The 25,094-nt window shown below is 41.6% G+C and carries 23 protein-coding genes and 1 pseudogene; 8 read left to right on the forward strand and 16 right to left on the reverse strand.

Annotated features, from left to right (window positions below; genetic code table 11):
* Positions 1 to 51: 51 nt before the first annotated feature.
* The 8 genes from nrdR to KSMBR1_RS07385 form a co-directional block, all read right to left on the reverse strand.
* Positions 52 to 522: a transcriptional regulator NrdR gene (gene nrdR / locus KSMBR1_RS07355; RefSeq protein ID WP_099324737.1), complete on the reverse strand. Its 471-nt coding sequence runs from the start codon at positions 520 to 522 to the stop codon at positions 52 to 54.
* A gap of 370 nt (positions 523 to 892) precedes the next feature.
* The gene (locus tag KSMBR1_RS07360; protein ID WP_099324738.1) at positions 893 to 1,369 is read right to left on the reverse strand and encodes a deoxycytidylate deaminase; all 477 of its coding nucleotides are present in this window, start codon (positions 1,367 to 1,369) and stop codon (positions 893 to 895) included.
* 1 nt (position 1,370) lies between these two features.
* Positions 1,371 to 2,777 (reverse strand): tRNA uridine-5-carboxymethylaminomethyl(34) synthesis GTPase MnmE, encoded by a 1,407-nt coding sequence (mnmE, locus tag KSMBR1_RS07365; RefSeq protein WP_099324739.1) that lies wholly within the window; start codon positions 2,775 to 2,777, stop codon positions 1,371 to 1,373.
* An 80-nt stretch (positions 2,778 to 2,857) separates the two neighbouring features.
* Positions 2,858 to 4,549, reverse strand: a complete 1,692-nt coding sequence (yidC, locus tag KSMBR1_RS07370) for a membrane protein insertase YidC (RefSeq protein ID WP_099324740.1) — start codon at positions 4,547 to 4,549, stop codon at positions 2,858 to 2,860.
* Positions 4,549 to 4,728 carry a Trm112 family protein gene (locus KSMBR1_RS07375; protein WP_099324741.1) on the reverse strand — a complete coding sequence of 60 codons (180 nt, stop codon included), beginning with the start codon at positions 4,726 to 4,728 and terminating at the stop codon, positions 4,549 to 4,551. Before KSMBR1_RS07375 ends, yidC begins: the two co-directional genes overlap by 1 nt.
* 262 nt (positions 4,729 to 4,990) lie before the next feature.
* Positions 4,991 to 5,092 carry a segregation/condensation protein A gene (locus KSMBR1_RS23265; protein ID WP_420886549.1) on the reverse strand — a complete coding sequence of 34 codons (102 nt, stop codon included), beginning with the start codon at positions 5,090 to 5,092 and terminating at the stop codon, positions 4,991 to 4,993.
* A complete protein-coding gene (locus KSMBR1_RS07380; protein WP_099324742.1) occupies positions 5,049 to 5,729 on the reverse strand; it encodes a segregation and condensation protein A in 681 nt (226 codons plus the stop codon). The genes KSMBR1_RS23265 and KSMBR1_RS07380 overlap by 44 nt, the downstream gene beginning before the upstream one ends.
* Positions 5,730 to 5,795: 66 nt before the next feature.
* Positions 5,796 to 6,377, reverse strand: coding sequence for a site-2 protease family protein (locus KSMBR1_RS07385; RefSeq protein ID WP_157820444.1), 582 nt, complete (start codon positions 6,375 to 6,377; stop codon positions 5,796 to 5,798).
* A gap of 682 nt (positions 6,378 to 7,059) precedes the next feature.
* Here KSMBR1_RS07385 and KSMBR1_RS07395 point away from each other — a divergent pair.
* The 5 genes from KSMBR1_RS07395 to KSMBR1_RS07410 all read left to right on the forward strand — a co-directional run bounded on the left by KSMBR1_RS07395 (position 7,060) and on the right by KSMBR1_RS07410 (position 9,642).
* The gene (locus KSMBR1_RS07395; RefSeq protein ID WP_099324745.1) at positions 7,060 to 7,512 is read left to right on the forward strand and encodes a YaiI/YqxD family protein; all 453 of its coding nucleotides are present in this window, start codon (positions 7,060 to 7,062) and stop codon (positions 7,510 to 7,512) included.
* A gap of 73 nt (positions 7,513 to 7,585) precedes the next feature.
* Positions 7,586 to 7,855 (forward strand): GIY-YIG nuclease family protein, encoded by a 270-nt coding sequence (locus tag KSMBR1_RS07400; protein ID WP_099327003.1) that lies wholly within the window; start codon positions 7,586 to 7,588, stop codon positions 7,853 to 7,855.
* Entirely contained in the window at positions 7,852 to 8,673 is an 822-nt protein-coding gene (locus KSMBR1_RS07405; RefSeq protein ID WP_099324746.1) for a gluzincin family metallopeptidase, read from the forward strand. The genes KSMBR1_RS07400 and KSMBR1_RS07405 overlap by 4 nt, the downstream gene beginning before the upstream one ends.
* Positions 8,674 to 9,031: 358 nt before the next feature.
* On the forward strand, positions 9,032 to 9,199 hold the full coding sequence (locus KSMBR1_RS23270) for a M3 family metallopeptidase (protein WP_157820822.1): 168 nt from the start codon (positions 9,032 to 9,034) through the stop codon (positions 9,197 to 9,199).
* Complete coding sequence (locus tag KSMBR1_RS07410; protein ID WP_099324747.1) at positions 9,196 to 9,642, forward strand: M3 family metallopeptidase; 447 nt, start codon at positions 9,196 to 9,198, stop codon at positions 9,640 to 9,642. Before KSMBR1_RS23270 ends, KSMBR1_RS07410 begins: the two co-directional genes overlap by 4 nt.
* 139 nt (positions 9,643 to 9,781) lie before the next feature.
* Here the strand turns inward: KSMBR1_RS07410 and KSMBR1_RS07415 are convergent, their stop codons facing one another.
* Entirely contained in the window at positions 9,782 to 10,732 is a 951-nt protein-coding gene (locus tag KSMBR1_RS07415; RefSeq protein ID WP_099324748.1) for a Druantia anti-phage system protein DruA, read from the reverse strand.
* On the reverse strand, positions 10,729 to 12,105 hold the full coding sequence (locus tag KSMBR1_RS07420) for an IS4-like element ISCku2 family transposase (RefSeq protein WP_099324749.1): 1,377 nt from the start codon (positions 12,103 to 12,105) through the stop codon (positions 10,729 to 10,731). Before KSMBR1_RS07420 ends, KSMBR1_RS07415 begins: the two co-directional genes overlap by 4 nt.
* A gap of 452 nt (positions 12,106 to 12,557) precedes the next feature.
* On the opposite strand from KSMBR1_RS07420, the gene KSMBR1_RS07425 reads away from it, so the two are divergent.
* The gene (locus KSMBR1_RS07425; protein ID WP_099324750.1) at positions 12,558 to 12,770 is read left to right on the forward strand and encodes a DUF3820 family protein; all 213 of its coding nucleotides are present in this window, start codon (positions 12,558 to 12,560) and stop codon (positions 12,768 to 12,770) included.
* A gap of 267 nt (positions 12,771 to 13,037) precedes the next feature.
* Here KSMBR1_RS07425 and KSMBR1_RS07430 read toward each other — a convergent pair whose 3' ends face one another.
* The 5 genes and pseudogenes from KSMBR1_RS07430 to KSMBR1_RS07450 all read right to left on the reverse strand — a co-directional run bounded on the left by KSMBR1_RS07430 (position 13,038) and on the right by KSMBR1_RS07450 (position 19,506).
* On the reverse strand, positions 13,038 to 14,015 hold the full coding sequence (locus KSMBR1_RS07430) for a radical SAM/SPASM domain-containing protein (RefSeq protein ID WP_169703396.1): 978 nt from the start codon (positions 14,013 to 14,015) through the stop codon (positions 13,038 to 13,040).
* Positions 13,999 to 14,790 (reverse strand): glycosyltransferase family 2 protein, encoded by a 792-nt coding sequence (locus KSMBR1_RS07435; RefSeq protein ID WP_099324752.1) that lies wholly within the window; start codon positions 14,788 to 14,790, stop codon positions 13,999 to 14,001. The genes KSMBR1_RS07430 and KSMBR1_RS07435 overlap by 17 nt, the downstream gene beginning before the upstream one ends.
* Before the next feature lie 346 nt (positions 14,791 to 15,136).
* Positions 15,137 to 17,644: pseudogene (gene gyrA, locus KSMBR1_RS07440) on the reverse strand (DNA gyrase subunit A).
* An 11-nt stretch (positions 17,645 to 17,655) separates the two neighbouring features.
* Positions 17,656 to 18,309: an MBL fold metallo-hydrolase gene (locus tag KSMBR1_RS07445; RefSeq protein WP_099324753.1), complete on the reverse strand. Its 654-nt coding sequence runs from the start codon at positions 18,307 to 18,309 to the stop codon at positions 17,656 to 17,658.
* Between the two features lie 6 nt (positions 18,310 to 18,315).
* A complete protein-coding gene (locus KSMBR1_RS07450) occupies positions 18,316 to 19,506 on the reverse strand; it encodes a nucleoside-diphosphate kinase (protein WP_099324754.1) in 1,191 nt (396 codons plus the stop codon).
* 362 nt (positions 19,507 to 19,868) lie between these two features.
* Here KSMBR1_RS07450 and KSMBR1_RS07455 point away from each other — a divergent pair, with 362 nt between their 5' ends.
* Both KSMBR1_RS07455 and KSMBR1_RS07460 read left to right on the forward strand, forming a co-directional pair.
* Positions 19,869 to 21,263: a bifunctional folylpolyglutamate synthase/dihydrofolate synthase gene (locus KSMBR1_RS07455; RefSeq protein ID WP_099324755.1), complete on the forward strand. Its 1,395-nt coding sequence runs from the start codon at positions 19,869 to 19,871 to the stop codon at positions 21,261 to 21,263.
* 24 nt (positions 21,264 to 21,287) lie between these two features.
* Entirely contained in the window at positions 21,288 to 22,601 is a 1,314-nt protein-coding gene (locus KSMBR1_RS07460; protein WP_099324756.1) for a tRNA modification GTPase, read from the forward strand.
* Here the strand turns inward: KSMBR1_RS07460 and KSMBR1_RS07465 are convergent.
* Positions 22,570 to 24,978, reverse strand: coding sequence for a heavy metal translocating P-type ATPase (locus KSMBR1_RS07465; RefSeq protein ID WP_099324757.1), 2,409 nt, complete (start codon positions 24,976 to 24,978; stop codon positions 22,570 to 22,572). The genes KSMBR1_RS07460 and KSMBR1_RS07465 overlap by 32 nt on opposite strands.
* Positions 24,979 to 25,094: the final 116 nt, after the last annotated feature.

A 25,094-nucleotide genomic window follows, 5' to 3' on the forward strand; every position in this document is an offset into this window, starting at 1 on the left:
ATCTTTCCGTACCTCCTAACAGGTTTAATACTATAACTTGTAGTTGTTCTTTCATCGCATCTTCTTCTTGGTTCCCTGCATAAACGGTTTTAGCTCATCTATAAATTCCGAAATATCTTTAAATTCCCTGTATACAGAAGCAAAACGAACATAAGCAACCATATCAAGAATCCTTAATTTCTGCATTACCAGAGAACCAATAAAGTTTGCATTTACTTCACGGTCGAATTTGCTATATATTTCGCGCTCTATTTCATCAACGATATTTTCTATTATATCGGTAGAGACAGGCCGCTTCTCACACGCTTTCAGCAAACCATTAAATACTTTTTTCCGATCATACATCTCGCGCCGTCCATCTTTCTTAACGACACGCAATGGATTTTCTTCAACTCGCTCGTATGTAGTATATCGACGACCGCAGTCCAAACACTCCCGCCTGCGCTTAATACTTAGACCATCCGCTGTTGTACGAGAATTAATCACTTTGTCATTATCCGCTTTACAAAACAAGCATTGCATGCGCCCTTAACCTAACATGGAGAAGCCAGAACCAAACAAGCACGAAACACGAAAGACGCGCTCGTTTGGAATATAAAATCATTTTATCATTAGAATTCGTTTCGTATCCAGTATTTCGGGTTTCACTATTAAATATTTTAACAAAAACCGTTAAAGAAATTACTGATAAGGTACCAAAAACACATTTATAGCTATATATGTTAGTCTGAAGTATATATCATACAAGATATATGATGTCAAGAAGATTTACCAAAAAACCTGCTTTATTGATTTTCAAGCAAAAATAATTCAACGTTTTTACTGTATTATTGAGTTTAACACGTATACTATCGAGGACAAAAACTTTTTATTTTTGAAAGGCGTTTTGTTACTATTTTTCATCGCCCACAACAGGTTCTTCAAGCCCTGCAAAGTCAACCGGGACATTTGCCATATGAAGTATTTCTTTTGCAAGGGCATCGGGGTAATCGGAAATGGCAACAATACGCTTTATTCCGGCATTCACCAGCATTTTAGCGCACAAAGAACATGGACAGGTTGTGCTATACAAGGTTGCTCCCGAAATTTTTATTCCGTAGCGCGCTGCTTGTATAAGAGCATTCATTTCAGCATGAAGCCCCCGGCATAATTCGTGGCGTTCGCCAGGCGGCACTCTTAATTGTTCCCGCAAACAGCCAATTTCCAGACAGTGCTGAAGCCCGCTTGGCGCTCCATTGTAACCTGTGGCTAGAATATGTTTTTCCAAAACAAGAACAGCACCTACCTGTCTGCGCAGGCATGTTGACCGCCGCGCAACTTCTTTTGTAATCCTCAAAAAATATTCGTCCCATGAAGGCCTCTCGCGCATTTCACTTCCCAATACAAAATTCCTGAAATATTTTATCTAAAATATCCTCTGTCGTAATTTCACCTACTACTTCACCAAGAATGTCCACTGCCATTCTCAGGTCCATGGCAATAAATTCATCGCTCATAGTATCTCTGAAAGACGCTATCGCCTGTTCTATTCGTTCGTACGACCGTTGCATGGCGTCTTTTTGATAAACATTGAAAAAATGAAGTGTGTTTGATCGTTCTATCTGCCCGGCCAAAACTTTATCAAACATAAGTGTCTTTAATCTCTCCAATCCCTCGCCGGTTAATGCAGAAACATACACAACAGTATATTTTTTTACTTCTTCCGGCAGTTCAAAGGAAGAACTCTCCGGCATTAAATCGCATTTGTTGACCACCACAATTACATTATTGGCAACCTCACTATGATTTATTTCCAATGATTGGATATCCATTTTTTCATTACCGGCAAAAACAAGCAATAACAGATGTGCACTTTTCAAGGCACCTTGAGCCTTTTCTCTTGCTTGTAAAAAAACAGGTTCTCTTGCTTCATCGAAACCCGCTATATCTGTTAATTTAAAACACACGCTTCCTATTTCCAAAACTCCGGTAACCATATCCCGCGTAGTCCCTGGTCTGTCACTTACAATAGCTCTTTTCTCCCCCAGCAGCGCGTTAATCAAACTCGATTTTCCCACATTCGGTTTGCCATATAGTACCGTACGAATTTCTTCAGAAGATATTTTATCCGTCAACGGCTTATTCATTAGATTAACAATATCATTTCTAATATCTTCCATTTTGTTTATCATTTCCATCCGGGATATTAATTCAATGTCCTGGTCTGAAAAGTCAATGGACATTTCAATATATGTACAAAGGGAGGTTATTTTGTTTTGAATATCTTTAATTCGCAGAGAAGCATTTCCTGACAATTGCAAAATTGCCAAATCGAGTTCTGAATCTGATTGCGAACGAATGAGGTTTTTTATCGCTTCCGCCTGCGCAAGATCTATTCGTCCGTGCAAAAATGCTCGTTTTGTAAATTCTCCCGGCCGCGAAAGCCGCAAACCGTCTTTTAATCCTTCTTTTTTTTGTAAAATATATTGCAGAATCATTTCTCCGATTGGCCTGCCTCCCAAAGTGTGAATCTCCACGATATCTTCTTTTGTATAGGAATGTGGCTGCCTCATCACATATAAAACAGCAGGAATTTTTAATGACTCCGCAGGCAAACAAATACATCCTTTTATAGAAACAAATGTTTGTAAGTTTTCTAGTTTTATATTAGCAGAAGGAACAAATATTTCATGGATCGAGGGAATTGCTTCTGATCCGCTTACCCTGATCACTGCGTGAAAGGATCTGCCTGCTGGCGTTGCTACGGTAAGAATGGTATCCTGTACTTCAGGAAGCATATGATGTCACGGTTATATTAGGGATATTTTTTGCCTGTTGAATATTTAGCTATGGGAGCGCAAAAAAAGGGGGGATCACACTAAACTATTTTTATTTTTTTAATAGATTTTCTAATGAATAGGCTTTCAACGATGCTGAATATAGTGCTTGTTGTCCAATAAAGGGTAAGTCCTGAAGGCATTTTATATAAAATGAACGCAAACATAATTGGCATAAATGACATCATTTTTTGCTGCGCCTGAGCCTGTGGGTCAGTGGCTGGAGATTTCGGCGTTAATTTCATCTGAACAAAGGAAGCGCCTGTCATTATTATCGGCAGGATATTCAGGGTATTACCGAGAAAAGGGATGGTAAACGGCAAATACATCAGTGTGTCAGGCATGGAAAGATCATTTATCCAAAAAACAAAAGGTGCCTGCCTCATTTCAAAAGAGAGCTGCAGTGTTCTGAACAGTGCAAAAAAAACAGGCAATTGCAATATCATTGGCAAGCAGCCGCTCATTGGATTTACACCATATTTTTTAAACAACAACACCTGTTCCTGGCCTATTTTTTGCTTATTGTTTTTATATTTTTCCTTAAGCTGGTTAATCAGCGGTTGCAACTGTTGCATCCTAAACATGGAAACCTGGCTTTTTCTCGTTAACGGAAACAAAAGAGCCTTGATAATTATCGTTAATACTATGATGGAAATGCCATAATTGGGAATTACGTTATGAACAGCATTTAAAAAACCAAGGAGCAGTTTGCTTATGACATTTAACCACCCATAACTTATGATAGCATCCATGGTGCCATACTGACCCAAAACCTCTTCTTTCTTCGGGCCTACAAAATAGAGATATCCATGTCTGACGGACGTATGCGGAGCTATGTGTATTCTCCCCGTCTGCAAGCTGACCATAAAATCACCCTGTTCCGCCTTTTCCTCTGAAGGCATACCTTGCATATCAAATGCCTGAAGATGAACAGATGCTACCCATTCACTGGAAGCAGGCTTCAACACTGTGGCAAAATACTTATTCGTTGAACCCGCCCAAACAATGCCACGAGACTCATTTTTGGCAGGAAACCCTTTCGGTGCGGTGGATACTAATTTAATTTTATGGTTCCCCATATCGATGCCGACAAGCCCTGCAATATCTGTCGAAATTACGCCTTCGTGCGTAATCATGGAGGAGGCAATGATATCGTATGCTAAAGAAATTTCAGCGTCTGTATTGTTTTCCAATACAATTTCCATATCCACTTGGTATTTACCATCCGGTATGGAAACGGTCTTGATAAGATTAAGTCCGCTTTCCAGGCTTGTGCTAAACGAAATCCTTCCCTTGCTTCTATCCGTTATCCTGTATCTCTGTCTTTGGAAATCTGCCTTTTGATATATATAGCTTATGGCGAGGGGGCGATATTCCGTATCAGCATCTTTTATTAATTCTAAAGTATCTTTCGAATCCTGACTTTTAAAATCCTTTAGTTTAACCGATTTGAGCGCCGCACCGTCATTTATCCACACTGTTCTAATACATTCATTTTCAATCACCACTTCTTCTTCATGTATGTCCATCTCACGCAAAGTTTCCTGAGAAGGCAGCAACGCAGGAATGACCGTCCTTATTTCATTTTTTGTTTCGAGGCGTCGTTTTTCGGCAGAGAGTTCCTCTTGTGTTACCTTCTCTGTTTTTGGAGATAGCAAAGGCAGTATAATGGGGTAGTATAATAACATTATTACCCCGCAAATGATTAATGCAATCAGCGATTTTCTATCCATTAAGATTCCTTCTCTTTCGTTTCTGGCAACGCTGCTTCATCTATAAGCATAACCGGTATATCATCTTTTACAGGATACCTTCGCCCGCATTGCACACAAATAATCCTGTCGCCCTCCAGTCGAACATCTGTTTTGCACAGCGGGCATGCGAGTATTTCCAACAATTCCTTAGAAACCATAACCTATTATCTCCAAATGACATTTCAATGCCAAAAACATTTTTTTAAATACTTTTTAAGCAGCCGCAGCCAAAAATAAAACTCACATTTATGTCCGCGTGTTTATTTTTAGGCGGTAATACCTGCCTTACGAGACAAACAAAGAAGCAAAGATACTAACAAACTAACGAATTAAATTCAAATTAAAACTATGTATGCCAATGTTATAGGATACGATTGCACAAAAAAGAGGTGAAAAAGTGGCGAGTTAAAGTATTTGTAATTAATTGTATAAAGATATTTGTACGTCGGAGTAATTTAGTGGCTGTTCTATTCTTACCTTATTCTGCCTTACCAGTTCTAATAGCGCCAAAAAAAAAACCAATGATGCGACGTCTTTCTCTTATCCCTTCAAAAAGCGCAAAAAAAGAAACAGGGGCGCTCTGTTGAACACGCAATAGAACGGCCTCCATATAATCCTTTACCGGGGTATCGTCGTAAACAATTGTTCTGCCCTGAACATCAAACAATGTTTGACTCATCAGGTCTGAAAATTTTTGCAACAAATCCCAAAGGCTCACCCCTTCTAGAGGAATTTTCTCTTCGTTTTCTGTCGCTGTTTCTAAGGGATTTTCATAATATAACCGTTTCCATTTTCTGCCCCAATGATCCGCTTTATGAGACAAGACGATAGAAGTTTCCTTGTATTTTTTATATTCTAACAATTGTTTTACCAAAGAAGTCCTTGGATCTTCAATTTCATCTTCATCTTTCATTTCGGTCTTTGGAAGGAGCATATACGATTTTATATACATTAACGTTGCGGCCATTATCAAAAAATCGCCGATATTGTTCATGTCAAGCGTCTGCAATGCATCTACATAGTGCAAATAGTGCTCTGTAATCCTGGAAATAGGAATGTCATAAATATTTACCTCATCCTTTTTAATCAAATAAAGGAGCAGATCTACAGGTCCGTTATAAATGTCTAAATCTACTTTATAATTATCCGCTATTTCCATAAAGCTTATCCTGCTAAAAGTCCTGCATTTTTCTCTGGCGCTTCAAAAAAAAGGCTATCATCCCTTTTAAGATAACCCTGAGAAAAGCTTCAGGAAGTATTTTATCGGCGGGCCAAGCACCAGGCTAAGAATAGACACCCCAGTAAAATTTCCCATTACAATAAGCCCTAACAGGATAAAGGGTCCGTAACGTTCTATTTCTTTGTATCGGACGGATAGACGATACGGCAATAAACCTTCCAGGATATGTGAACCGTCAAGAGGAAAAATTGGGATCATATTAAAAAATGCCAATGACAGGTTTACGACAATCATCGTGATTAATAAGTTAAATATCATCGTGGAGAGATTTGACGGCAGGGGAATATTGCGCAACAGTTGAAATACCATGCCAAATAAAAATGCCGAAATGAAATTAGATGCAGGGCCTGCAAATGAAACAATCATGTTATCCCTGCGTGGAGTTCTAAAATTATTGGGATTTATGGGAACGGGTTTGCCCCATCCAAAACCTGCAAAAACAAAACATAACGCACCCATAATATCAATATGGGCAAGCGGGTTTAACGTTAATCTGCCTTGTAGTCTTGCTGTTGGGTCACCACACCTGTTTGCCGTCCAACCATGAAAAAATTCATGTATTGTCAACGCATAAAGGATTGCTGGTATTGTTATGATTAAATTGTTTATATTAAAAATCGCTCTGTCCCTATTATTAAAATTTTAAAAAATATAAAAAATATTAACACAATAAAAATATGTTGTCAAGCTAGCAGAACAATTTGATTTATGCAAATTTTCTTTTCTTTTAGCACAAATAGGCGTATAAATTTTAATTGCATTGCATATGTGTAGTGAAAGCCGAATATAAAGAAACATATGCGAAATTATACCAAAAGCACCCGAAGGCGTACAAACATAACCCGGTCTCTCATCAAATGTGTTGTATGTGGCCAACGGTTATACCACAAGACATCATTGAAGATACCAAACAGATACTTGATAGAGAAAATGGCCGGATTTTATTAGGGAACCGAAAGGAAAAACGAAGCGAAACAATTAACAGAAAGGGTAAAAAAGTGAGGGGAAACAGGGGATTGTGTTTTTCTAAAACAATTTTTTAGAAACCTGTTAAATAATATTTGCTGAATGCTTCTTGTCTTCGTAAACTGTTAAAGAAATCGCGGCACAAGGATTATTGAAAACCTGAGAGGAAAAACGGTTGTTCATTAAGAGATTTTTCGGTTCAGCCCTGGCGAAAGCGGCAATCTTACGGCCACTTCATTGCTACCTGTTATACAGCGTGCATTATAACCTGAGAGGGCGTTAAATGCAGATACTCGTCGATGCTGATGCGTTTCCAGGTGTGATAGCGGATATCCTATTCCGGGCAGTTGAGCGCGTTCGCATTCCGTTGCTTCTGGTCTCAAATAAGCATCTGAAGGTTCCTCAATCTATGTACATTTCAAGTATTACGGTATCTGCAGGTTTTGATGTGGCAGATAATCGTATCGTTGCGATGGCTCAACAGGGCGATCTGGTTATCACTGCTGATATACCACTTGCATACCGTGTTGTTGAGAAGGGAGCATATGCGATTGACCCGAGAGGCGATCTCTACACGGAAGCAAACATAAAACTGCGGCTGGCCATGCGCAATCTCCTGGATGAACTCCGGGCCGGCGGTATGATTACCGGAGGCCCATCTTCGTTTGGACGGAAAGACATTCAGTCGTTTGCCTGCCAACTGGACCGTTTTCTGACAAAACATTGTAAGAGTTGAAGGTGCATAACAATGGCATGCATGCGGTCGCTTCATGCTTCGCGCCGATTATGCTTACGTGAGAAATTTAAAAATGAATAATTGGTTTTTGTATTTGATACGATGTAAACATGGAAGATTATATACAGGCATTACCACCGATGTGGAAAGAAGATTTGCAGAACACTCAAGTGATGATAAAAAAGGATCAAAATACTTAAGAGGGAAGGCACCTTTAACGCTGGTTTTGAAAAAGAAGATTGGAAGCAGGAGTATTGCATTAAAGATGGAAGCAAGGGTAAAAAAATTACCAAAAATAAAAAAGGAAATGTTCGTGGAGGGTAAAATCCAAATAAATATATGAACAAAAATAAAACACGGAATCAAATAGAAGACAAATACAAATGGGATTTGTCTGTTTTGTATGCATCGGATGATTGTTGGGAGAAAGACTACCGGAAGGTGGAAAAAGGACTTCCTCAACTCATGGCGTTTAAAGGTGCTCTTGCCGATTCCGGCAAACTCGGGCAGTTCATGCAGTTATACATTGATCATTCTGTCGTAAGAGAAAATTTACATGTGTATGCGCATGTACGCTTTTTTGAAGATACCCGGAATGCCGTGTATGAAGAGATGAAGGGCCGTATTGAACTGCTTGTTTCAAAGATTTCTGCAGAAACTGTTTTTATAAAAAAAGAGCTGTCGTCTTTATCGCTTGATGATATCGATACGATGATTCACGAAAATTCTCAGCTTGCAGGGTATCGCTTCTTTTTGAAAAGCTATGCCCGATACAAAACCGCACATCCTTTCGGAGGAAACGGAAATTGCTTTAGCAGAACTGAAAATTGCCTTAAAAAGCCTGATGATGCTTTTTTGGCCTTTCATGATAACAATATTTTATTCGGGGAATTTGAACACAAGGGAGAAAAAATCCACCTCTCTCATGCAAAATATGCCCAACTATTAGAATCTCCTGACCGGGATCTCCGGCAAAAGGTGTTTGATTATTATTACCGGCCTTTCCGTCAGAATATTGATGTACTGGCAAATATCTATGCTGCAAACGTACTTGCAAACATTAAGCTGGCGAAGGTACGCAACTATGCGTCAATGCTGGAAATGTCCCTGTTTCCCGATTATGTGCCACTGCCCAAACAAGGTATTCAGCAATCTCGTTGAAGTTGCAAAAGAAAATATTGATGTGATTAGCGAGTTCAATGCACTGAAACAGGAAGAACTCGGCATAGAAGCATTACACTTCTATGATAATTATGTGCCCTGGTTGGTGAAACTGCTAAAAATATTCTTATGAAGAGGCGCGTACTCTGGTTCGTACTGCACTTGAACCGCTTGGGGCTGAATATCTCAGGAAGTACGACGCTACCGTTAGTGCACGGGTAATTGATGTTTTTGAATCTCCCGGCAAAAGATCAGGGGCATTCTCATGGGGGAGTTATGCGAGCCGGGGATTAATTTTCTTAAATTACACGGAAAAGTTTTCGGATGTTTCAACATTTGCACATGATTCGGCCACTGCCTGCATCGGGATTATTCCATTGAAAATCAACCATACATTTATTATCAGAATCCCATCTTTCTGGCAGAGATAGCCTCTACATTCAATGAAGCGCTGTTATTTGATCATATGTCAAAGATTGCCGAAACCCGCGCGAGGAGAAGAAATTTTATCTGTATCATAATATGAAACGTATAGAGGCAACCTTCTATAGACAGACCATGTTCGCAAATTTTGAAAAAGATATTCACGAGATGGCAGAATCCGGCAAGGTGCTGACCTCGAAAAGCATAACCGGCATTTACCTGAAAAATCTTGAAACCTATCTGGGTAAGGGAATGGTTATTGATGTGCAATTAAACTACGAGTGGGCTAGAATTCCTCATTTTTACAATGCCTTTTATGTCTACAAATATGCTACCAGTTTGTCCGCGGCAATAGCTTTGTCTGAACGCGTAACCTCCGGTGAAAAAGGCGCCGTCGAAGACTATCTGACATTTCTGGGAGCAGGATCACACAAAGAACCGCTTGAAATCCTGAAAGACGCCGGGGTTGACCTTACCGGAAAAGAAGCATATGAAGTGACGGTTTACAAATTCAGGAAATTACTGAAAGAATACAAGTCATTATAAGGGGTGTGATTTGTAGTGGCAAGGCGTACCTCATACGCATCAACCTAACTTTTACTGAAAAGCCAGCAGTTGAAGCAAAGCAGAAGTAAAGAGATTAATTTTTCAGAATGGGGATTCACCTCCCTCATATACTAAGAACTTATTGGGATTGTTGTAACACGGAACGGAATTCTCTGCACAGTGGATACACCATTATTAATTTTACATTTTCGTAAAGTTTGGAATAATCTCCCAATTTCCCCCTCCCCTTCGTTTCTCCTAAATAAATCCAATTTGCTGCCTTATAGCATGTACCCCTGAAACGTTTTTTTTCTACAAACGTCTCTAACATTACAGGCCGGTATTTGTAACGATCTTCCCAATCATTCGGCAGTTTTTTGGCGACTAAGCCCAATACCCTTGATGCAAGATTCCTTGACTTTATCCAGGGCAAAATCAAAAACCGGCAATTATTTACTATCAGATTGAGATTTTGTTCCCGAATCTGCCTACTCCATCCGATAAAGTCTTCTCTTGCCTGCACATTCCACGCTGATGCACCAAAACCTAATGCCCCAAGTACGCCGTAACGACTGTTTATCTGATAGCGAAGTTGGGCGCCTACCAATCTTTTATATCCTAAATAATGCCAACGATGAATCATTTCGTTCCATATACGGGATTCTACAGGGGTTTTTACTATATCCAGACTTATATCTCCAATCTCTCCGGCTGATAGGTTGAGCAATGGCTGGTTATCATTTAACATATTACTATGCTTGTACGGCTTGCCATCGCCATTCCCATTTCGATTCAAAGATGGCGGCAAGGAGAACCACCCATCTCTTTCCATCCGCAGCAGCGCTACACGGCAACTCATATCCTTTAGCTTGCCGTCTGCCTTTCTCCACTCAAAGCGCTCACATATCTTCACCGAAATAGCCGTCCGGCACAAACCCTTTGTCCTGACTATTTCACTAATAATTTTCATTTCTTCCATCGTAAAGTCGCGCCCACAATAACGAACCGGCGCGGCAGACTGATGCAACGCAACGGCAGATTTGATTCGTTCAGGCTCTTTGAGAATATGATTCCTGTTGTCCCCTGTCATAGTGAAAAACCCTCTAAAAATCCAACCTGTCCACTTATTAATTCAAGGGTTGTTTTGCGCCGCCTCTTTTGTTTTAACAGTCCTTTGGGGAAACTCTTTAACAATTCTTCCATAAGCGCCGGAAGCATATTATCTGCAATCGCACGGCTCAGACGCCCTTTTCTTTGTAACCATTGAATTAGCTTTACCCCACTCACCTCCCGGCACATAGTACTATGACAATACCATGCGCTTAGCGCATATATCCGCGTTACGATACATATCATTATCAACCGGCCATATAACAAACAACGAATCCTTTCTTCACGGGTACCCCTCATTACATCCATCCGGAATAATTGTTTCCATTGCTTAAATACCAACTCTATCTGCCACCTTATCCGGTATATTGTGCCTACTACTTCCGGCGACCAGATTTCCGCCCCTACATTGGTGATATAGAAGCTATAGTCTAACCACTCTAAATATTCACGGGACAAGGTCTTTCCACTCTTTTGTACCGCTCTTTTGGCTTTGCGTCTGCGCTCATTTATTACATGCCCGGGCGCACGGTACGCTATCAGACGGCTGCATATCCTCTCTTCTCCAAGATAAACCTCCATGTCTGCGAGACCTTTATTGCCTATGTGTTTCTTTACATATGACACAAGGTCTATGGCTTCTGCACCGGGATCTGCGCTTAAATAGACTTTGGTACTCTTGAAGAAGCGGCTTAAATAATATGCCCCTTTTCCTTCAATATCCCCTAATACCGAAAGATCAAAATATCCCAAATCCCTCAACAGCAAATCCCTTTCCCCTATATGTTTCAATACCTTTGCTCCGTTTTTCTGATCAGGATAGGTGCCTTTCGTAATAGAAACTTCTTTCAATATATGATGTACCGCCTCATATAATAAATCTATCTTTACGGATGATTTGCTCGCACTGCCTCCCGTACCTTTGAATTCTTCCGCCAAATGCTCATTGAGCGCTATTTGGGTACTATCCTGGAGATACACATTCGAAAATTGCTCTAATGCTACAAAAGGTATTTTCTCTAATTTAGGACATACCTGTTCTTTGTATATTGCTTCAAACGTACGTTCTAAAAACGATACTGCTTTATCGCTATTTATCTTTTTACTCAATGCCTGTGGGGTTATATCTGACTCGGGAGACTTCTCGCGAAGAACATCACTTAATCCTTCCAAAGAAATTATTCCGCTATCAAAATGCCCGGCAGACAACAGTTCTACAAAATCTCTGCCGGATACCTTGTTGGTGGAACGTTGTACAAAGCATGTCTCACGGGCAATTCTGTCCAAATTGTCCTCATCCAAACTCTTTACATGTTCTTGTGTGATTTCTTTTAGTCTTTTATGGTGAGACACGGTTTAATTTGTATTTTTGATTTTGTAAGAAATTATGTAAGTTATATTTTCCTTATATCAAAAAAATTTAGGTGTGTCCCGAAAAAAATGTGTTTATTTAAAAAAAAATTTTGCCCTCTCTTTGAAAGATTGTTGTTTTTAACCTCTCCCTTGCTTTAAATGCCGGTTTTTTATATCCTCTCAGCGTACAACGCACAAATAAACAAGCACGATAACGCTTCGCCTACCCACACTTAATATCACATGTTCTTGCAATGCTAACCTTTACAACTACTGCCAAGTTAGGTTGATGCGTATGAGGCGTACCTTGCTACTACAAGGAAAATGTTTTATTCCTGTTATATAATTGGCACACGTGAATATCTTTTTCAAAAAACCAAATTGTTACGAAGCCTCTAAAATCAAGCATGGTGTCCCCGGAATTCTCTAAACATTTTGGAAAGAAGAACAATATGTTTCCCGATAAAGAGTACCTTTTAAAGGTAGTGAAGGCACGCATGCCTTTTGGCAAATACAAAGGACGATTGTTGATAGATTTGCCTGAAGCTTATATTGTATGGTTTGCCCAACAGGGATTTCCGAAAGGTGAATTGGGCAATATGCTTGAATGCGTTTACGAAATCAAGCTTAACGGACTGGAATATTTATTGAATCCACTGCGATAATGTAATATGTGCAAATTGGGTGGGGTGAGATTCTCTCTTCTTCATGGATTAAGCGACAGAGAATCCACCGTTTCATTATTATTTGGTGGATTCGGTGGGAAAAAGCCGCACCTTAATCCACCCGACACGTTTTAAACACCAAATGAAACAACACTGCCTTAGCAAGCATGTATATTAACCCTGACAGGGTTTGGAACCCTGTCAGGGTTGTTTCTTTCATTTTCAACGGTAGAAACAGATTTAAAAAGTTGTTTCTTTTCCAATCAATCAGAAACTATGCAGATATCCCGTGCTTTTACATATATGGCAGACAGTGTTTTTCTTGTTTTTACTGCCCAGAATTTCTTTTCTGGCAGAAACGTACATTTCGTTATTCCATATTTGCGCAAAAGATTCCCTGTGAATATTGCCAAACGCAAATGTCTCGCTATAGACGGCGCAACAGGGCAGTACTGAGCCGTCCCAATTAATAACGGTTTCCGTCCAGGGAAGTGTGCAGGAGATTCGTTTTTTCTTTTTCTCAGGACAAACTAAAAATTTCCGGTTCCCGGGTATCCAGTCGGCATCTCTTTCCAGCGCATCTTGTATTGTTTCAAAGATTTCCTTTCCCATATCAGGCCTCATCTTGTTTATTTTAATCTGGATGCCGATCCCTTTTGCCATTTTCTGCGCCTGCTCTCTCTCGTGTTCGTTCTGTTTAAAAACATGAAATAACCATACCAGTTTCGTCCTGCAGCCGTGCATTTCCTTTTTCTTTTGAACAAGGCGTTTCATATTTTCTGTTACCAAACCAAAATCTCCGCCAACATGATATTTGAGGTACGTTTCCTTACTTGCGCCATTACAGGAAATATACAACACCTTTAGTCCCGCGCGTAACAGTTCCTCAACATCTTTGTCCTCCAGTTTCAGCGAAAGGTTTGTGCTTATTTTCACATCAATCCCATACTTTCGGGCATAGTGGATCATTGGCAGCAGATCTTTATTTAAAAGAGGTTCTCCCCAGTTATATAACCGGATCAGCCTGAGGTATCTGCCGATTTCATCGAGGATTTTTTTGTACAATTCAAGAGGAATAAATCCCTTTTTGGCGCTGCTGTCATGCTGTCCCGTAGGGCACAGGGGACAACGCAAATTGCACACATTGCCGGATTCAATGGTAATTTTTGATGGGAAATACGGCAGGTTTGTCCTGCCAAGGAAAGTATAGATGCGGGATAAAATGGAATTAGACAGTTTTTTCATTTTGTTTTTTTTCTCTGCCATTCCCGTGCGTACGTTCCCAAAGTTTTACGTATTTGACAAATATGTAAAAAGCGTTTGTAATTGCAAGAATAAAGCCGGGCAGTCCGTCCAAAAACCCCCTCTTTAATATGTATACTTTAATAAACTTGTACAGCGGCCGGAAGATGAGCTGAAACAAACTAAAGCTTTTGTTTCGTTCTATCATAATACCGGAAAAAATATCCGAGTAATTATCTATCGTCTTTAATTGGTGGGAAAGATTCCGGTAGTTAAAATGATATAAGTCGTGTTTCATATACTGTGTTTTTCCTTCGACACTTACCCTTCCATGCGGATTTGTACCCTGCCACCTTCCACGTCCCCTTTTGAAGAGACGTAATTGATAATCAGGATACCAGTCGCCATGAAATATCCAGCGTCCCAGGTAACTGCTTCGTCTGGGGAAAAAAAACCCGTCTGCCGTTTCACGGCTCTTGAGAACATTTTGTATTTCCTTTGTAAGTTCTGGTGACAATCTCTCATCGGCGTCAAGGCAAAGCAGCCAGTCTTTCGTTGCCAGCCCTATCGTATGGTTCTTCTGGTCGATATTCCCGCCCCATGCACGCCGATAAACATGTTCCGTATATTCTTTGCATATATCTACCGTTTTATCCGTGCTGAAAGAATCCACAACGATGATTTCGTCTGCCCATTTGACGCTTTCAAGGCAATCACGAATTCTTGATTCTTCATTAAAAGTAATGATACAGACAGAGACAGGATACGTTCGGGTCATTTTTCTTTATGCTAGATAGAGAGGGTTATGAACGACATGAAGCTGCGCTACTATTTTGTTGCGACTGCGCTCGTTCCTAAAGATCAAGCTTGGGAACGTAATGGCACTGGAAACTACATTAGCGGGTTCAAGCCTTTGGCGGTTTTTTTAAGAGAATACCGAACCGCAGAACAAGGAATATCAAATATTAAAGCAAAATACTTCATCATTCTATATTCCTTGTTCTATATTCAATATTCGGTATTCCCGCCCGGGTATTTCTGCAAAATTCCCAAACAGGAATTTGGGAATACTCAGGGTAAATACTTAAAGGCAATCTTCAAACAACTAAAATGTTACGTATTATTTATTTCTCTTTCTCTTCCTGTTCCTGTTCCTGTTCCTGTTCCTGTTCCTGTTCCGGGATATCATTTTCAGTTTCTAAATCATCAGTGGCTGGATTTTCTTCGGGAATTACGCGGGCAACCGAGATTAATTTGTCTGTTTACCAATATCAAAAAGTTTGACGCCCTGGGTATTTCTTCCGATGATTCGAATCGTATTTACCGGAGTCCTTATGATCTTCCCCCCTTTGTTATCATGATCAATTCATCGGTTTCTCTGACGTCAAGCAGCCCAACCACTTTCCGTTTCTTTCAGTAGTTTTAATATTGATAACTCCCTGGCCTCCTCTGTTTTTCGCCGAATACTCTTCAAAATTCGTTCGCTTGCCAAAGCCATTTCACAGATGGTCATAAGTGATGACTCATCATCGACAACAACCATGCGCATACTTTATCACCATTTTTAAGCTTTATACCCTTTACTCCGCGCGAACACGTCCAACCGATCTTACGTCTTCCTCCGAAAAACGCACCGCTCCCCTGTTAGTTCCGAGTATGAGGTCTTGTTTTCCGTTGGTTAATTTTACCCCGATTAATGTGTCGCCCTCATCGAGGTTAATTGCTATAATACCGCCCTTTTTCGGATTGCCATACGCCTTGAGCACGGTCTTTTTGATAATGCCGTGGCTGGTTGCCATGACCAATTGCCTATCGTCAAAATTGCGGACAGGAATGAAGGAGGTTACGTTTTCTCCTTCTTTTAATTCCAGCAGGTTAATGAGCGCCCTTCCTTTTGTAATTTTACCCATTTGAGGAACATCATAAACCTTCAGCCAGTACACCTTGCCCTGATCCGTAAAAAAGAGGATATAGTCATGGGTTGATGCTACAAACAGGTGTTCGGCAAAATCCCCTTCCTTCATTTCCGCCCCGATAACTCCCTTCCCGCCACGCTGTTGTTTACGATAGGCGCTTAATGGCAGCCGCTTTATATAGCCTTCATGGCTGATAATGACCGTTACATTTTCTTCCGTAATAAGGTCTTCTCTCTCTAAATCGCCCACGGCGCCTACAATTTCCGTCCGGCGTTTGTCGCCAAATTGTTCTTTTATTTCCGCAACGTCTTTTTTTATAATATCCAACACTAACTTTTCATTTGCCAATATCGACTGGTATTCTTTTATATCCGCACACAGTTTTTCATATTCGGCGTCAATTTTTCCCTGCTCAAGACCTGTAAGCCTTTGCAGTCTCATATCCAGGATAGCGTTCGCCTGTATTTCCGAGAGAGAAAACGTAGAGATAAGCCCTCTTCGCGCCGCATCTACGGTATCCGAGGTTTTAATCAGTTCAATTACCCGGTCTATATTATTTAAGGCTATTTTTAAGCCTTCAAGCACATGCGCCCTGTTCTGTGCTTTTTCCAGTAAAAACCTTGTTCTTTTAACAATAACAACTTTTCTATGTTCAATGTAACATATCAGCATTTGTTTCAGATTAAGTGTTTCCGGACGATTGTCCACCAGCGCAATCATAATAATGCTGAAAGTGTCCTGCAGTTTTGTGTGTTTATACAATTGGTTTAAAACTACCTCTTCATCTTCTCCCTTTTTCAGGTCGATTACCAGGCGGCTTCCGTGTCTGTCGCTTTCGTTTCGGACATCAGAAATCCCCTTGAGCAGTTCTTCTCGAACAAGGAGGGCGATACGTTCCAAAATATTATCTCTGTTGAGTTGGTAGGGGATTTCCGTTACGACAATGCTCTTTCTTCCGGTTTTTGACGTTTCAACATGTGCCTTCGCCCGTACGATTATCGTTCCCCTGCCGGTTTTGTACCCTTCCTTAATCCCGCTTGTTCCGCAAATTTGCGCTCCTGTAGGAAAATCGGGGCCTGTGATCACCGTCATCAATTCTTCTATGGTGACTTCGGGGTTGTCAATAACCATGGCAATGCCGTCACATATTTCATTTGTATTATGCGGCGGGATGCTTGTTGCCATGCCAACGGCAATACCGGAACAGCCATTGCAAAGCAGGTTGGGAAATTTTGACGGCAGCACAACCGGTTCTGTGCGGGTATCATCGTAGTTGGGGGTATAATCCACCGTTCTCTTTTCAAGGTCCTCCATGATCGTGATTGTCACGTCCGTCATGCGTGCTTCTGTGTATCGCATTGCGGCAGGTGGGTCCCCGTCAATTGAGCCAAAATTCCCCTGTCCCTGAATTAGGGGGTAGCGGTAATTAAAATCCTGCGCCATACGGACGAGGGTGGGGTACACTACCTGTTCGCCATGGGGATGGTAGTTTCCTGTAGTATCTCCGGCAATTTTGGCGCATTTTCTGAATTTTGCACGCGGGCTGAGGTTAAGATCGTTCATGGCAACGAGAATGCGCCTCTGGGAAGGCTTTAATCCGTCTCTGGCGTCCGGAAGGGCCCGGCTCATGATAACGCTCATGGCATAGCTGAGATACGAATCCTTCATTTCTTCTTCAATGAACAAATCTTTTATATTTTCTTTTCTTTCGGTCATCTGCTACTTTCTTACTGGAGAAAAGGATTATGTTGTTTCTCTTCTGCCAATGTGGTAGAGGGTCCATGTCCAGGATAGATGATTGTTTTTTCATCAAGGACAAGTAATTTATTTTTAATCGATTGTATAAGCGTTTCCTGGCTGCAACCCGGAAAATCCGTGCGGCCTATTCCGTTTTTAAAAAGACTGTCTCCGGAAAACAATACGGGAGGTTGCCCCTTTTCCGGATCTTTACGATAAAGGCATATTCCACCTGGTGTGTGGCCCGGGGTGTGAATTACTTCAAAAATGCATTTACCGGCAGAGATGGTATCACCCTCTTTCAGTGTACGGTCTGCATATGGAGACCGCACGGTTGCACCGCCATAAAAAGCGGCAAGGATCGAGAGGTTTTTCGCAGGGTAAGGCAGCATGTCATGGTCTTTTTCATGAACGCAAATCTGCAATTCAGGAAAGGCCTCTTTCAATGAGGCGTTTGCCCCAATATGATCTCCATGTCCATGGGTAATTACGACATGTTTCGGGAGCAGTTTCAATGCATTAATAAATGCAATAATTTTTTCCGGGTCGGCGCCAGGGTCAACAATCAACGCTTCAGCAGAAACATCATACACAATATAAGTACATACCTGCAATGGACCTACCGTTATCTTTCTGATAATCATTTTTGATTATTTATTGCTTAAATAATCTTCTATCAGCGTCTTTAGTTCCTTCACGCTTTCGCTTTTCCACAACCCGATAATCTTTCTTTCCCGTTCCGCATTCTCCACAGAATCCGAGGCATGGGCGGCATTTTTCATGATATCCTCCCCATAGATTCTGCGCACCTTGCCCGGCTCGCCTTTTTTCGAGTCGGTAGGCCCCAAAATATTTCTTATTTCATTGATTGCATTCGGCCCGCGATACAAAAGGGCAAGGCAGCGGGCGGTACCGGGATTTTTTTTCTCCGCTTCTGTTGCCTTTGCCACGTCCAGTCCCGTCATGTAATGCACAATTTTATTGAATTCGTGTTTTGCATTTATCCCTTTTAACTGCTCTGTTAATTGCGTTGCATGTTCATTAATCGTCACATCCGGGATTTCAAAAGAGAAAATGGACTTGAGACCTTCTCTAAGCTGCGCCGCAATTTTCTCGGGTTTGGGCTTTAGCTTTTCTTCAAATATGCCCACCAGCGGACCGTAAAACTCTTCCGCCTGGGCGATGCTCATCGACAACAATTTTATGCCCACGATAAACAAACCCGTTCTCGAAAACATATCAATGATATTGCCAGGTAACGGGCTTTGCTTCTCAAAAGGTTTTAATATTACCAATGTTGTTTCCGGCTTTGCCCCTTCGGAAAATGAAACAATATTTTCCAGAATTCCGCCGTCGTTTGTTAAATAATCCGTAAATAATTTCAATTGTTTTTTGTTAGAGTTATGGTCGGCGGCAGTCAAAACCGCAGGTTCAAAATACTCAACCGTACCGTCAGAACGTTCTATGTAATCGCCAAAACTGCCGCGGATAGTATGCCCCTGAAAACTTGAAATAGGGCCAATTACATCGTCTTTTAATTTTTTAATGGCATTATGTCCTTTAAAGAACAGCAGCACCGCCCTGTTGGTAATGCCAAACTTGTTTCCCTTTCTCAGGCTGCTGTTAATATAATTAATCATAACCTCTTTCCACGAGGACTTTCCTTCCTGTTCACCGATGGTTTCGCAATATTTCTCAACAAACTCATCGCCAGGAGCAAACATTGTCGCCCCGATAACTTCAAGATTTGATAATGAGAGCAACCGGCCCAAAATACCACCCGTGCGACTCTTTAAAAGACTGTAAGGCGTTATTAACGCATAGGTTAATTCTTCTTCCATAGTGGCGTATATTCTCCGACAACAAGTAATGAATCAAAGTATTATAAAAGGCTAAATGATAACACAATAAGGATATTTGGTCAAATACTTTCAATCGTACGGATAGAGACACAAAATAAGGGGTTTTGTGTCGTTGACTCACAGTATATGAGGTGATACACTTTTATGACTGCAACTTTTTTACAAAACTACGTAGGGGCGAAGCATTTGCCTGCATAGGGAAGGGAAGGAAGGGTTAAATGCTGCACATGCATCAACCTTGTTATGGGGAACGTGTTATACACTGTACGCAGGCAAATGCTTCGCCCCCGGTCTGTAATGTTTTCGAAAATAGATTTGTTTACCTATACGATATTTCCTGAATGTCGGTTAATATGATTGCCCGAAATACCCTATGCTTACGATCATACGAAGAGGCGTGTGCTTTTCTCAATACGTCTCTCGACTATGAAAAGTTAATCAGTTACCAATATAATACTTCGACCTTCAATCTGGACAGGATGGTTCGCCTGCTTGAACAAGTTGGTAATCCGCACAGGGAATTTTCCTCCCTCCATATAACAGGCACAAAAGGAAAAGGGTCTACGGCAATTATGTTGTCAACCGTCCTTCAGCGTGCCGGTTATAAAACCGGACTTTTCACTTCCCCCCATTTAACAAACCTTAAAGAACGAATTCAGTTAAATCATACGAAGATACCCGAAGAGGATTTTACCGCAGCATTAAATGTCCTCGTGCCAGATATTCAGCGATTGAGAAATACTACTCCTGCAGAATCGCCTACGTTTTTTGAAACGCTTACGGCGATATGCTTCCTTTATTTTAAAGAAAAACAGGCGGAGATGGCCGTTCTGGAGGTGGGAATGGGGGGGCGCTTAGATGCTACCAATGTAGTACTACCGCTCGTATCGGTTATTACCAACATCGGTCTCGACCATGTCAATATTCTGGGAAACACTATCCCCCGCATAGCCTACGAAAAAGCTGGAATTATTAAAAAAGGCATACCGGTAATCTCTGCTGCAGAAAAACCGGAAGCCCTTTCTGTGATAAAAGAGGTCTGTATGGAAAAAGGAGCACCACTCTATCTACTGGGCAAAGATATCAGGATAGACGACGCACAGCCCTATACAAATAAGAACTCAAGGGGTTTGCTGTGTAATATAAAAACATGGCAAGGCGTATACGGGAATCTGTTTATTCCACTCATGGGAATACATCAGGCAAAAAACTGCGCGATGGCATTGGGGGCATTGGATGTCCTGCGTGAGCATGGCAAAATCTCAATCGACAACGAAACCATACGTGAGGCGTTTACCCACGTACGTTGTCCCGGGAGAATAGAGGTTCTTGGGGAAACACCATTGATCGTACTGGATTTTGCCCATACCGTGGAATCAATGGCGGCATTGCGGGAGACCCTATTTGAACATTTCACGTTCAATAAACTGGTTGTCATATTAGGATTTTCACAGGATAAGGACATAGACAACATTCTCCGAGAGATTGTGCCTTGCGCAAATGATATTTTCGTTACAAAGAGCACGAACTCCCGCGCCGTGCCGCCCGAAGAATTAGCCAAAAAGATAAAGGCCGTCTATGGAAAAAGGGCGGAGATATGCAATAGCGCCAGAGATGCGGTAATTGCAGCGCAACATGCCGCCTCCCCTGACGATTTACTCTGTATTACCGGATCGGCATACATCGCAGGCGAAGTGAGGCAGGAATTGGCCCATCAAAATATTGCCAGAGCATAACAATAAAAATATAGTCAGCAAATAATGAATATCCAGTTATCTCATGAAACAATTGCCGCAATTGTGACTCCCATTGGCGAAGGGGGCATTGGCAAGATAGTTGTTTCCGGGCCTAAGGCTTTAAATATGGCGAATGACATCTTTGAAGGGAAACACATAAAAGACCTTTGCAATGCGGAAAACGGCAAACTTTACTACGGCCATATCGTCAGTGGCAATCAAAGGATCGACGAGGTTATTTTAAATGTAGAAAAACAAGGGAACAGTTTCACCGGCGAAGACGTGGTTGAAATAAATTGCCACGGCGGCATTCGGATTCTCATGCGGGTATATGAGCTGATTGTTTCACATGGGGCAAAAAAAGAAACATGGGAAGGGCTGGCAGCACAGGCGCTCGAAAACGACCAAATAGATGCTATTCAAAAGGAGGCGTTGCCGGAACTTGTTGCGGCACGCACAAAACTATGCGCAAAAGTGCTTTTAGACCAATACAACGGCGCATTGTCAAAAACGCTTCACAAATGCATGGACATTACAAAACAAATGGAATGCGCCTCCGCAGAAGGGCACAATACAGAGGAAGAAGTCATTTTCCCTTTAAAAGAACTGACGCACAGCATTGACGCCCTGCTCAATACCGCCCCGTTCGGCATGGCATTAATATCCCCGCAGGCTATTGTAATCCTTGGCAAGCCCAATGTCGGAAAATCAACACTGATGAACGCTGTACTCGGCGAAGAACAAATGATTGTGCACCATGAACCCGGAACAACGCGTGATTACGCAAGCGAATATATCTCTATCGAAGATATCCCCTTTGAAATTGTAGATACCGCAGGCATAAGAAAGACAGAAGATACCGTGGAATCCATGAGTATTGAAATGACGCGGGAACAGCTTGGACGCGCGGACAAGGTGCTTGCTATATTTGATAATTCAAAGCCCCTCGATCATGAGGATAGGGAGATATTAGATGCATTGAAATCGTGGAAAATGGCAAAAGCATACGAAAGGCAGCGTGCGTACACCATCATTCCATTGATAAATAAAACCGACCTTCCCGCTCAATTAGACACAAAGATCATTGAATCGGAAATCGCATCTCCGGTATATTACATTTCCGCCCAAAAAAAGGAAGGCCTGGACGTTGTCTATGAAAAACTTGTGGAGGAGTTTAACACCTGCTATCATCCCGGAACGCCCGTCGTGTTTAACAAAAGACAGTTTCATTTACTCTCGGGAGCACGCCGGATGCTGGAAACAGCCGCATTCAGCGCTGCAACAATACAGGAATTAAGGAATATTTTTAACGAATGTTTGCGGGGAGCCATTTATTGAATTTTCTGGTAAATTTTGTGCCTGCTACCGTAGAAAGCAGTATAACGAGAGAACTTACAGGCATAAGTATTGCCGCAACAAGGGGCGAGATAACGCCGAAAAGAGCGGCTATTCCACCGGCAAAGTTATAAAGAAAGGAAATGACAAGGTTTCTCTTGATAATAGAGATAGTGTTTTTGCTTAATAAAATCAGGTCTAAAACAGGAGAAACCCCCTCCTTCGCTGAATAGATGTCCGCAGCGACCAAACTCGCCGCTACGCTGCCCTGAACGGCAATGCCAATGGAGCAGGATGACATGGCAAGGGCGTCGTTTACTCCATCACCTACCATAAGAGCATTTGAAACTTTATTGACGATCGTGCTTTTCTCTTCCGGTGAAACCCCTGCATAGAGAGAGTCATCTGCCAGCCCTAGTTTTTTTGCAACATTCCGCACCGTGGAGTCGTTGTCCCCTGAAACTATATGTGGTTTTATGCCTGATTTTTTTAATGCAGTTATTGTTTCTTTTGCATCTTTGCGAAGTTTGTCCCCTAAACAGGCATAGGCAACAAGCAATTCATTCCGGTATATAGCAACGGTACTGGCTATAATGCCGGAATCGTCATTGCCGTCATCAGGTAATGCGGAAATTAATTTATAATGATTATCTTCAACTGTTCCTGAAATACCCTTCCCTGGAATTTCCTTTAAAGAACAAACAGGCAATTTCACATCACAGACTTTTTCAAGTTGCTTTACCAACGCCCTTGCAATGGGATGCGGAGAATGTGTTTCGATTGAATATATAGCATTAAGGGTTATGGTATCGGGCATAAAATTAACAAACTCGCCAGACTGAGGAGATTTCCATTTTAAGAACTCAAATTGCCCTTGTGTAATGGTTCCTGTTTTGTCAAAAAAAACGTTTTTGACCCTGCTTAGTTTTTCAAGTGATTCGGCATTTTTTATCAGATACCCCTTTTTTGAGGCTTTTTTTAAGGATAGGCTTTGCGTCAGCGGCGTTGCAAATGCTAAGGCGCAGGGACATGCAAGTATGATGAGGGCAAGCGTTCGTCTTACCGCTTCGGCAATGTCAATAACGCTGTAAAATAAGAAGAACAGCATTCCCAACGAGAGGATGAAGATCGTAAAATAGTGGGCAGCCTTGTCCGTCAGTGAAATTAAGGGTGTTTTGTTGTAGATTTGCTCCTCAACCTTTTTTAATATCCTTCCGATGCGGCTGCCACCGGTTGTATGTTCTATAAGAATTTCTGCGTATCCGGAAACCACCTGTGTTCCGGCATAGATTTTTGCCCCTTTGAAAAGTTTTTGCGGAAGGCTTTCGCCTGTCAAAACAGAGGGATTTATATTAACCCAATCATTTATCATTTCCCCATCTGCCGGGATACGTTCTCCTTCGTTAACAAGGATTTTATCGCCGGCATTTAAATGGCTGGCAGACACCTTTTCATAGGCATGGCGGCCCTCGTTCCATCTCCGGCATATTTGTGCTTCAAAAAATGATAATAAACAGGAACTATTTAAAAATTTCTGTTGTGTCCTGTTCAGAAGATATCTGCTTGCCAATAACAGAAAAATTAATACGGAAAGCGAATCGAAATAAAGATCCTGACGCCCCTGAATCAGATGAAGCAGGCTTAAAACAAAACCTATGACCACCGCAAGCACAATGGGCAAATCGATGCTTGGCCGCCACGCCCGGAAAGACCTCCATAAATTTACGTAAAACGGCCTGGCGCAGTAAAAGAGCACAGGAAGAAAAAATGCCAGGTTTATATACTGAAACACCTGAGCCATAGGGCCCGTCAGCCCGGAATAAATGGCGAACGAGTAGAGCATAATACTGCCCGCGCAGGCGCCTGCAACGCCTAGCCTCATTAACTGCCTGTGGTTTTCCTTTTTCTGGAAATGCCTTGCTTCGCCGGTATTCCTGATCGGATATGTTTTATAGCCTAACGCCGCAAGGGTGGATACCACTTTTCCGAAAAACCCCGGGCTCTTTAGCGACACAAATAAGGTATTTTGGCTCATGTTCAAATGAACAGTTTCAACCTCTGGAATCCAATAGGGAATCTGATCGATGATCCATAGGCAGGAGGTGCATTGCACCCCTTCGACAAAAAATCTCATGCCTTGCCTGCCATCCTGCAACACTGAATAGTCTCTTAAAAAAGATTCATTATCCAGAATATCATATTCGGAACTGCCAGCGTGAGGTTTGTTTATGAGTGAGAAATGTTCTTTTTTAAGAATTGAATAAACGGTTTCGCATCCCCAGCAGCAAAAAATAACGCCGTTGGCATTTATAATGGCGTCTTCTTTTTTTGCAATGGTCTTGCCGCAATGTACGCAGTCAGAATAGGAATATGGAGGCACATCTACACCTTGGGGCAGGGATTGTTAGAATTTTATCCGTTAGGTAATATCGTGAACCATATTCAACAGATTTGCAAACAGTATCTGAATCACAGGTAATAGTTCCGCCACTTCCA

The organism is Candidatus Kuenenia stuttgartiensis, assembly GCF_900232105.1.
Taxonomy (GTDB): Bacteria; Planctomycetota; Brocadiia; order Brocadiales; family Brocadiaceae; genus Kuenenia; species Kuenenia stuttgartiensis_A.

Excerpts from the sequence above, each read along its gene's own strand:
- nrdR (WP_099324737.1), bottom strand. The coding sequence starts at position 522 with ATGCAATGCTTGTTTTGTAAAGCGGATAATGACAAAGTGATTAATTCT.
- KSMBR1_RS07360 (WP_099324738.1), bottom strand. The coding sequence starts at position 1,369 with ATGCGCGAGAGGCCTTCATGGGACGAATATTTTTTGAGGATTACAAAA.
- mnmE (WP_099324739.1), bottom strand. The coding sequence starts at position 2,777 with ATGCTTCCTGAAGTACAGGATACCATTCTTACCGTAGCAACGCCAGCA.
- yidC (WP_099324740.1), bottom strand. The coding sequence starts at position 4,549 with ATGGATAGAAAATCGCTGATTGCATTAATCATTTGCGGGGTAATAATG.
- KSMBR1_RS07375 (WP_099324741.1), bottom strand. The coding sequence starts at position 4,728 with ATGGTTTCTAAGGAATTGTTGGAAATACTCGCATGCCCGCTGTGCAAA.
- KSMBR1_RS07380 (WP_099324742.1), bottom strand. The coding sequence starts at position 5,729 with ATGGAAATAGCGGATAATTATAAAGTAGATTTAGACATTTATAACGGA.
- KSMBR1_RS07395 (WP_099324745.1), top strand. The coding sequence starts at position 7,060 with ATGCAGATACTCGTCGATGCTGATGCGTTTCCAGGTGTGATAGCGGAT.
- KSMBR1_RS07400 (WP_099327003.1), top strand. The coding sequence starts at position 7,586 with ATGAATAATTGGTTTTTGTATTTGATACGATGTAAACATGGAAGATTA.
- KSMBR1_RS07405 (WP_099324746.1), top strand. The coding sequence starts at position 7,852 with ATGAACAAAAATAAAACACGGAATCAAATAGAAGACAAATACAAATGG.
- KSMBR1_RS07410 (WP_099324747.1), top strand. The coding sequence starts at position 9,196 with ATGAAACGTATAGAGGCAACCTTCTATAGACAGACCATGTTCGCAAAT.
- KSMBR1_RS07415 (WP_099324748.1), bottom strand. The coding sequence starts at position 10,732 with ATGACAGGGGACAACAGGAATCATATTCTCAAAGAGCCTGAACGAATC.
- KSMBR1_RS07425 (WP_099324750.1), top strand. The coding sequence starts at position 12,558 with ATGTTTCCCGATAAAGAGTACCTTTTAAAGGTAGTGAAGGCACGCATG.
- KSMBR1_RS07430 (WP_169703396.1), bottom strand. The coding sequence starts at position 14,015 with ATGAAAAAACTGTCTAATTCCATTTTATCCCGCATCTATACTTTCCTT.
- KSMBR1_RS07435 (WP_099324752.1), bottom strand. The coding sequence starts at position 14,790 with ATGACCCGAACGTATCCTGTCTCTGTCTGTATCATTACTTTTAATGAA.
- KSMBR1_RS07445 (WP_099324753.1), bottom strand. The coding sequence starts at position 18,309 with ATGATTATCAGAAAGATAACGGTAGGTCCATTGCAGGTATGTACTTAT.
- KSMBR1_RS07450 (WP_099324754.1), bottom strand. The coding sequence starts at position 19,506 with ATGGAAGAAGAATTAACCTATGCGTTAATAACGCCTTACAGTCTTTTA.
- KSMBR1_RS07455 (WP_099324755.1), top strand. The coding sequence starts at position 19,869 with ATGTCGGTTAATATGATTGCCCGAAATACCCTATGCTTACGATCATAC.
- KSMBR1_RS07460 (WP_099324756.1), top strand. The coding sequence starts at position 21,288 with ATGAATATCCAGTTATCTCATGAAACAATTGCCGCAATTGTGACTCCC.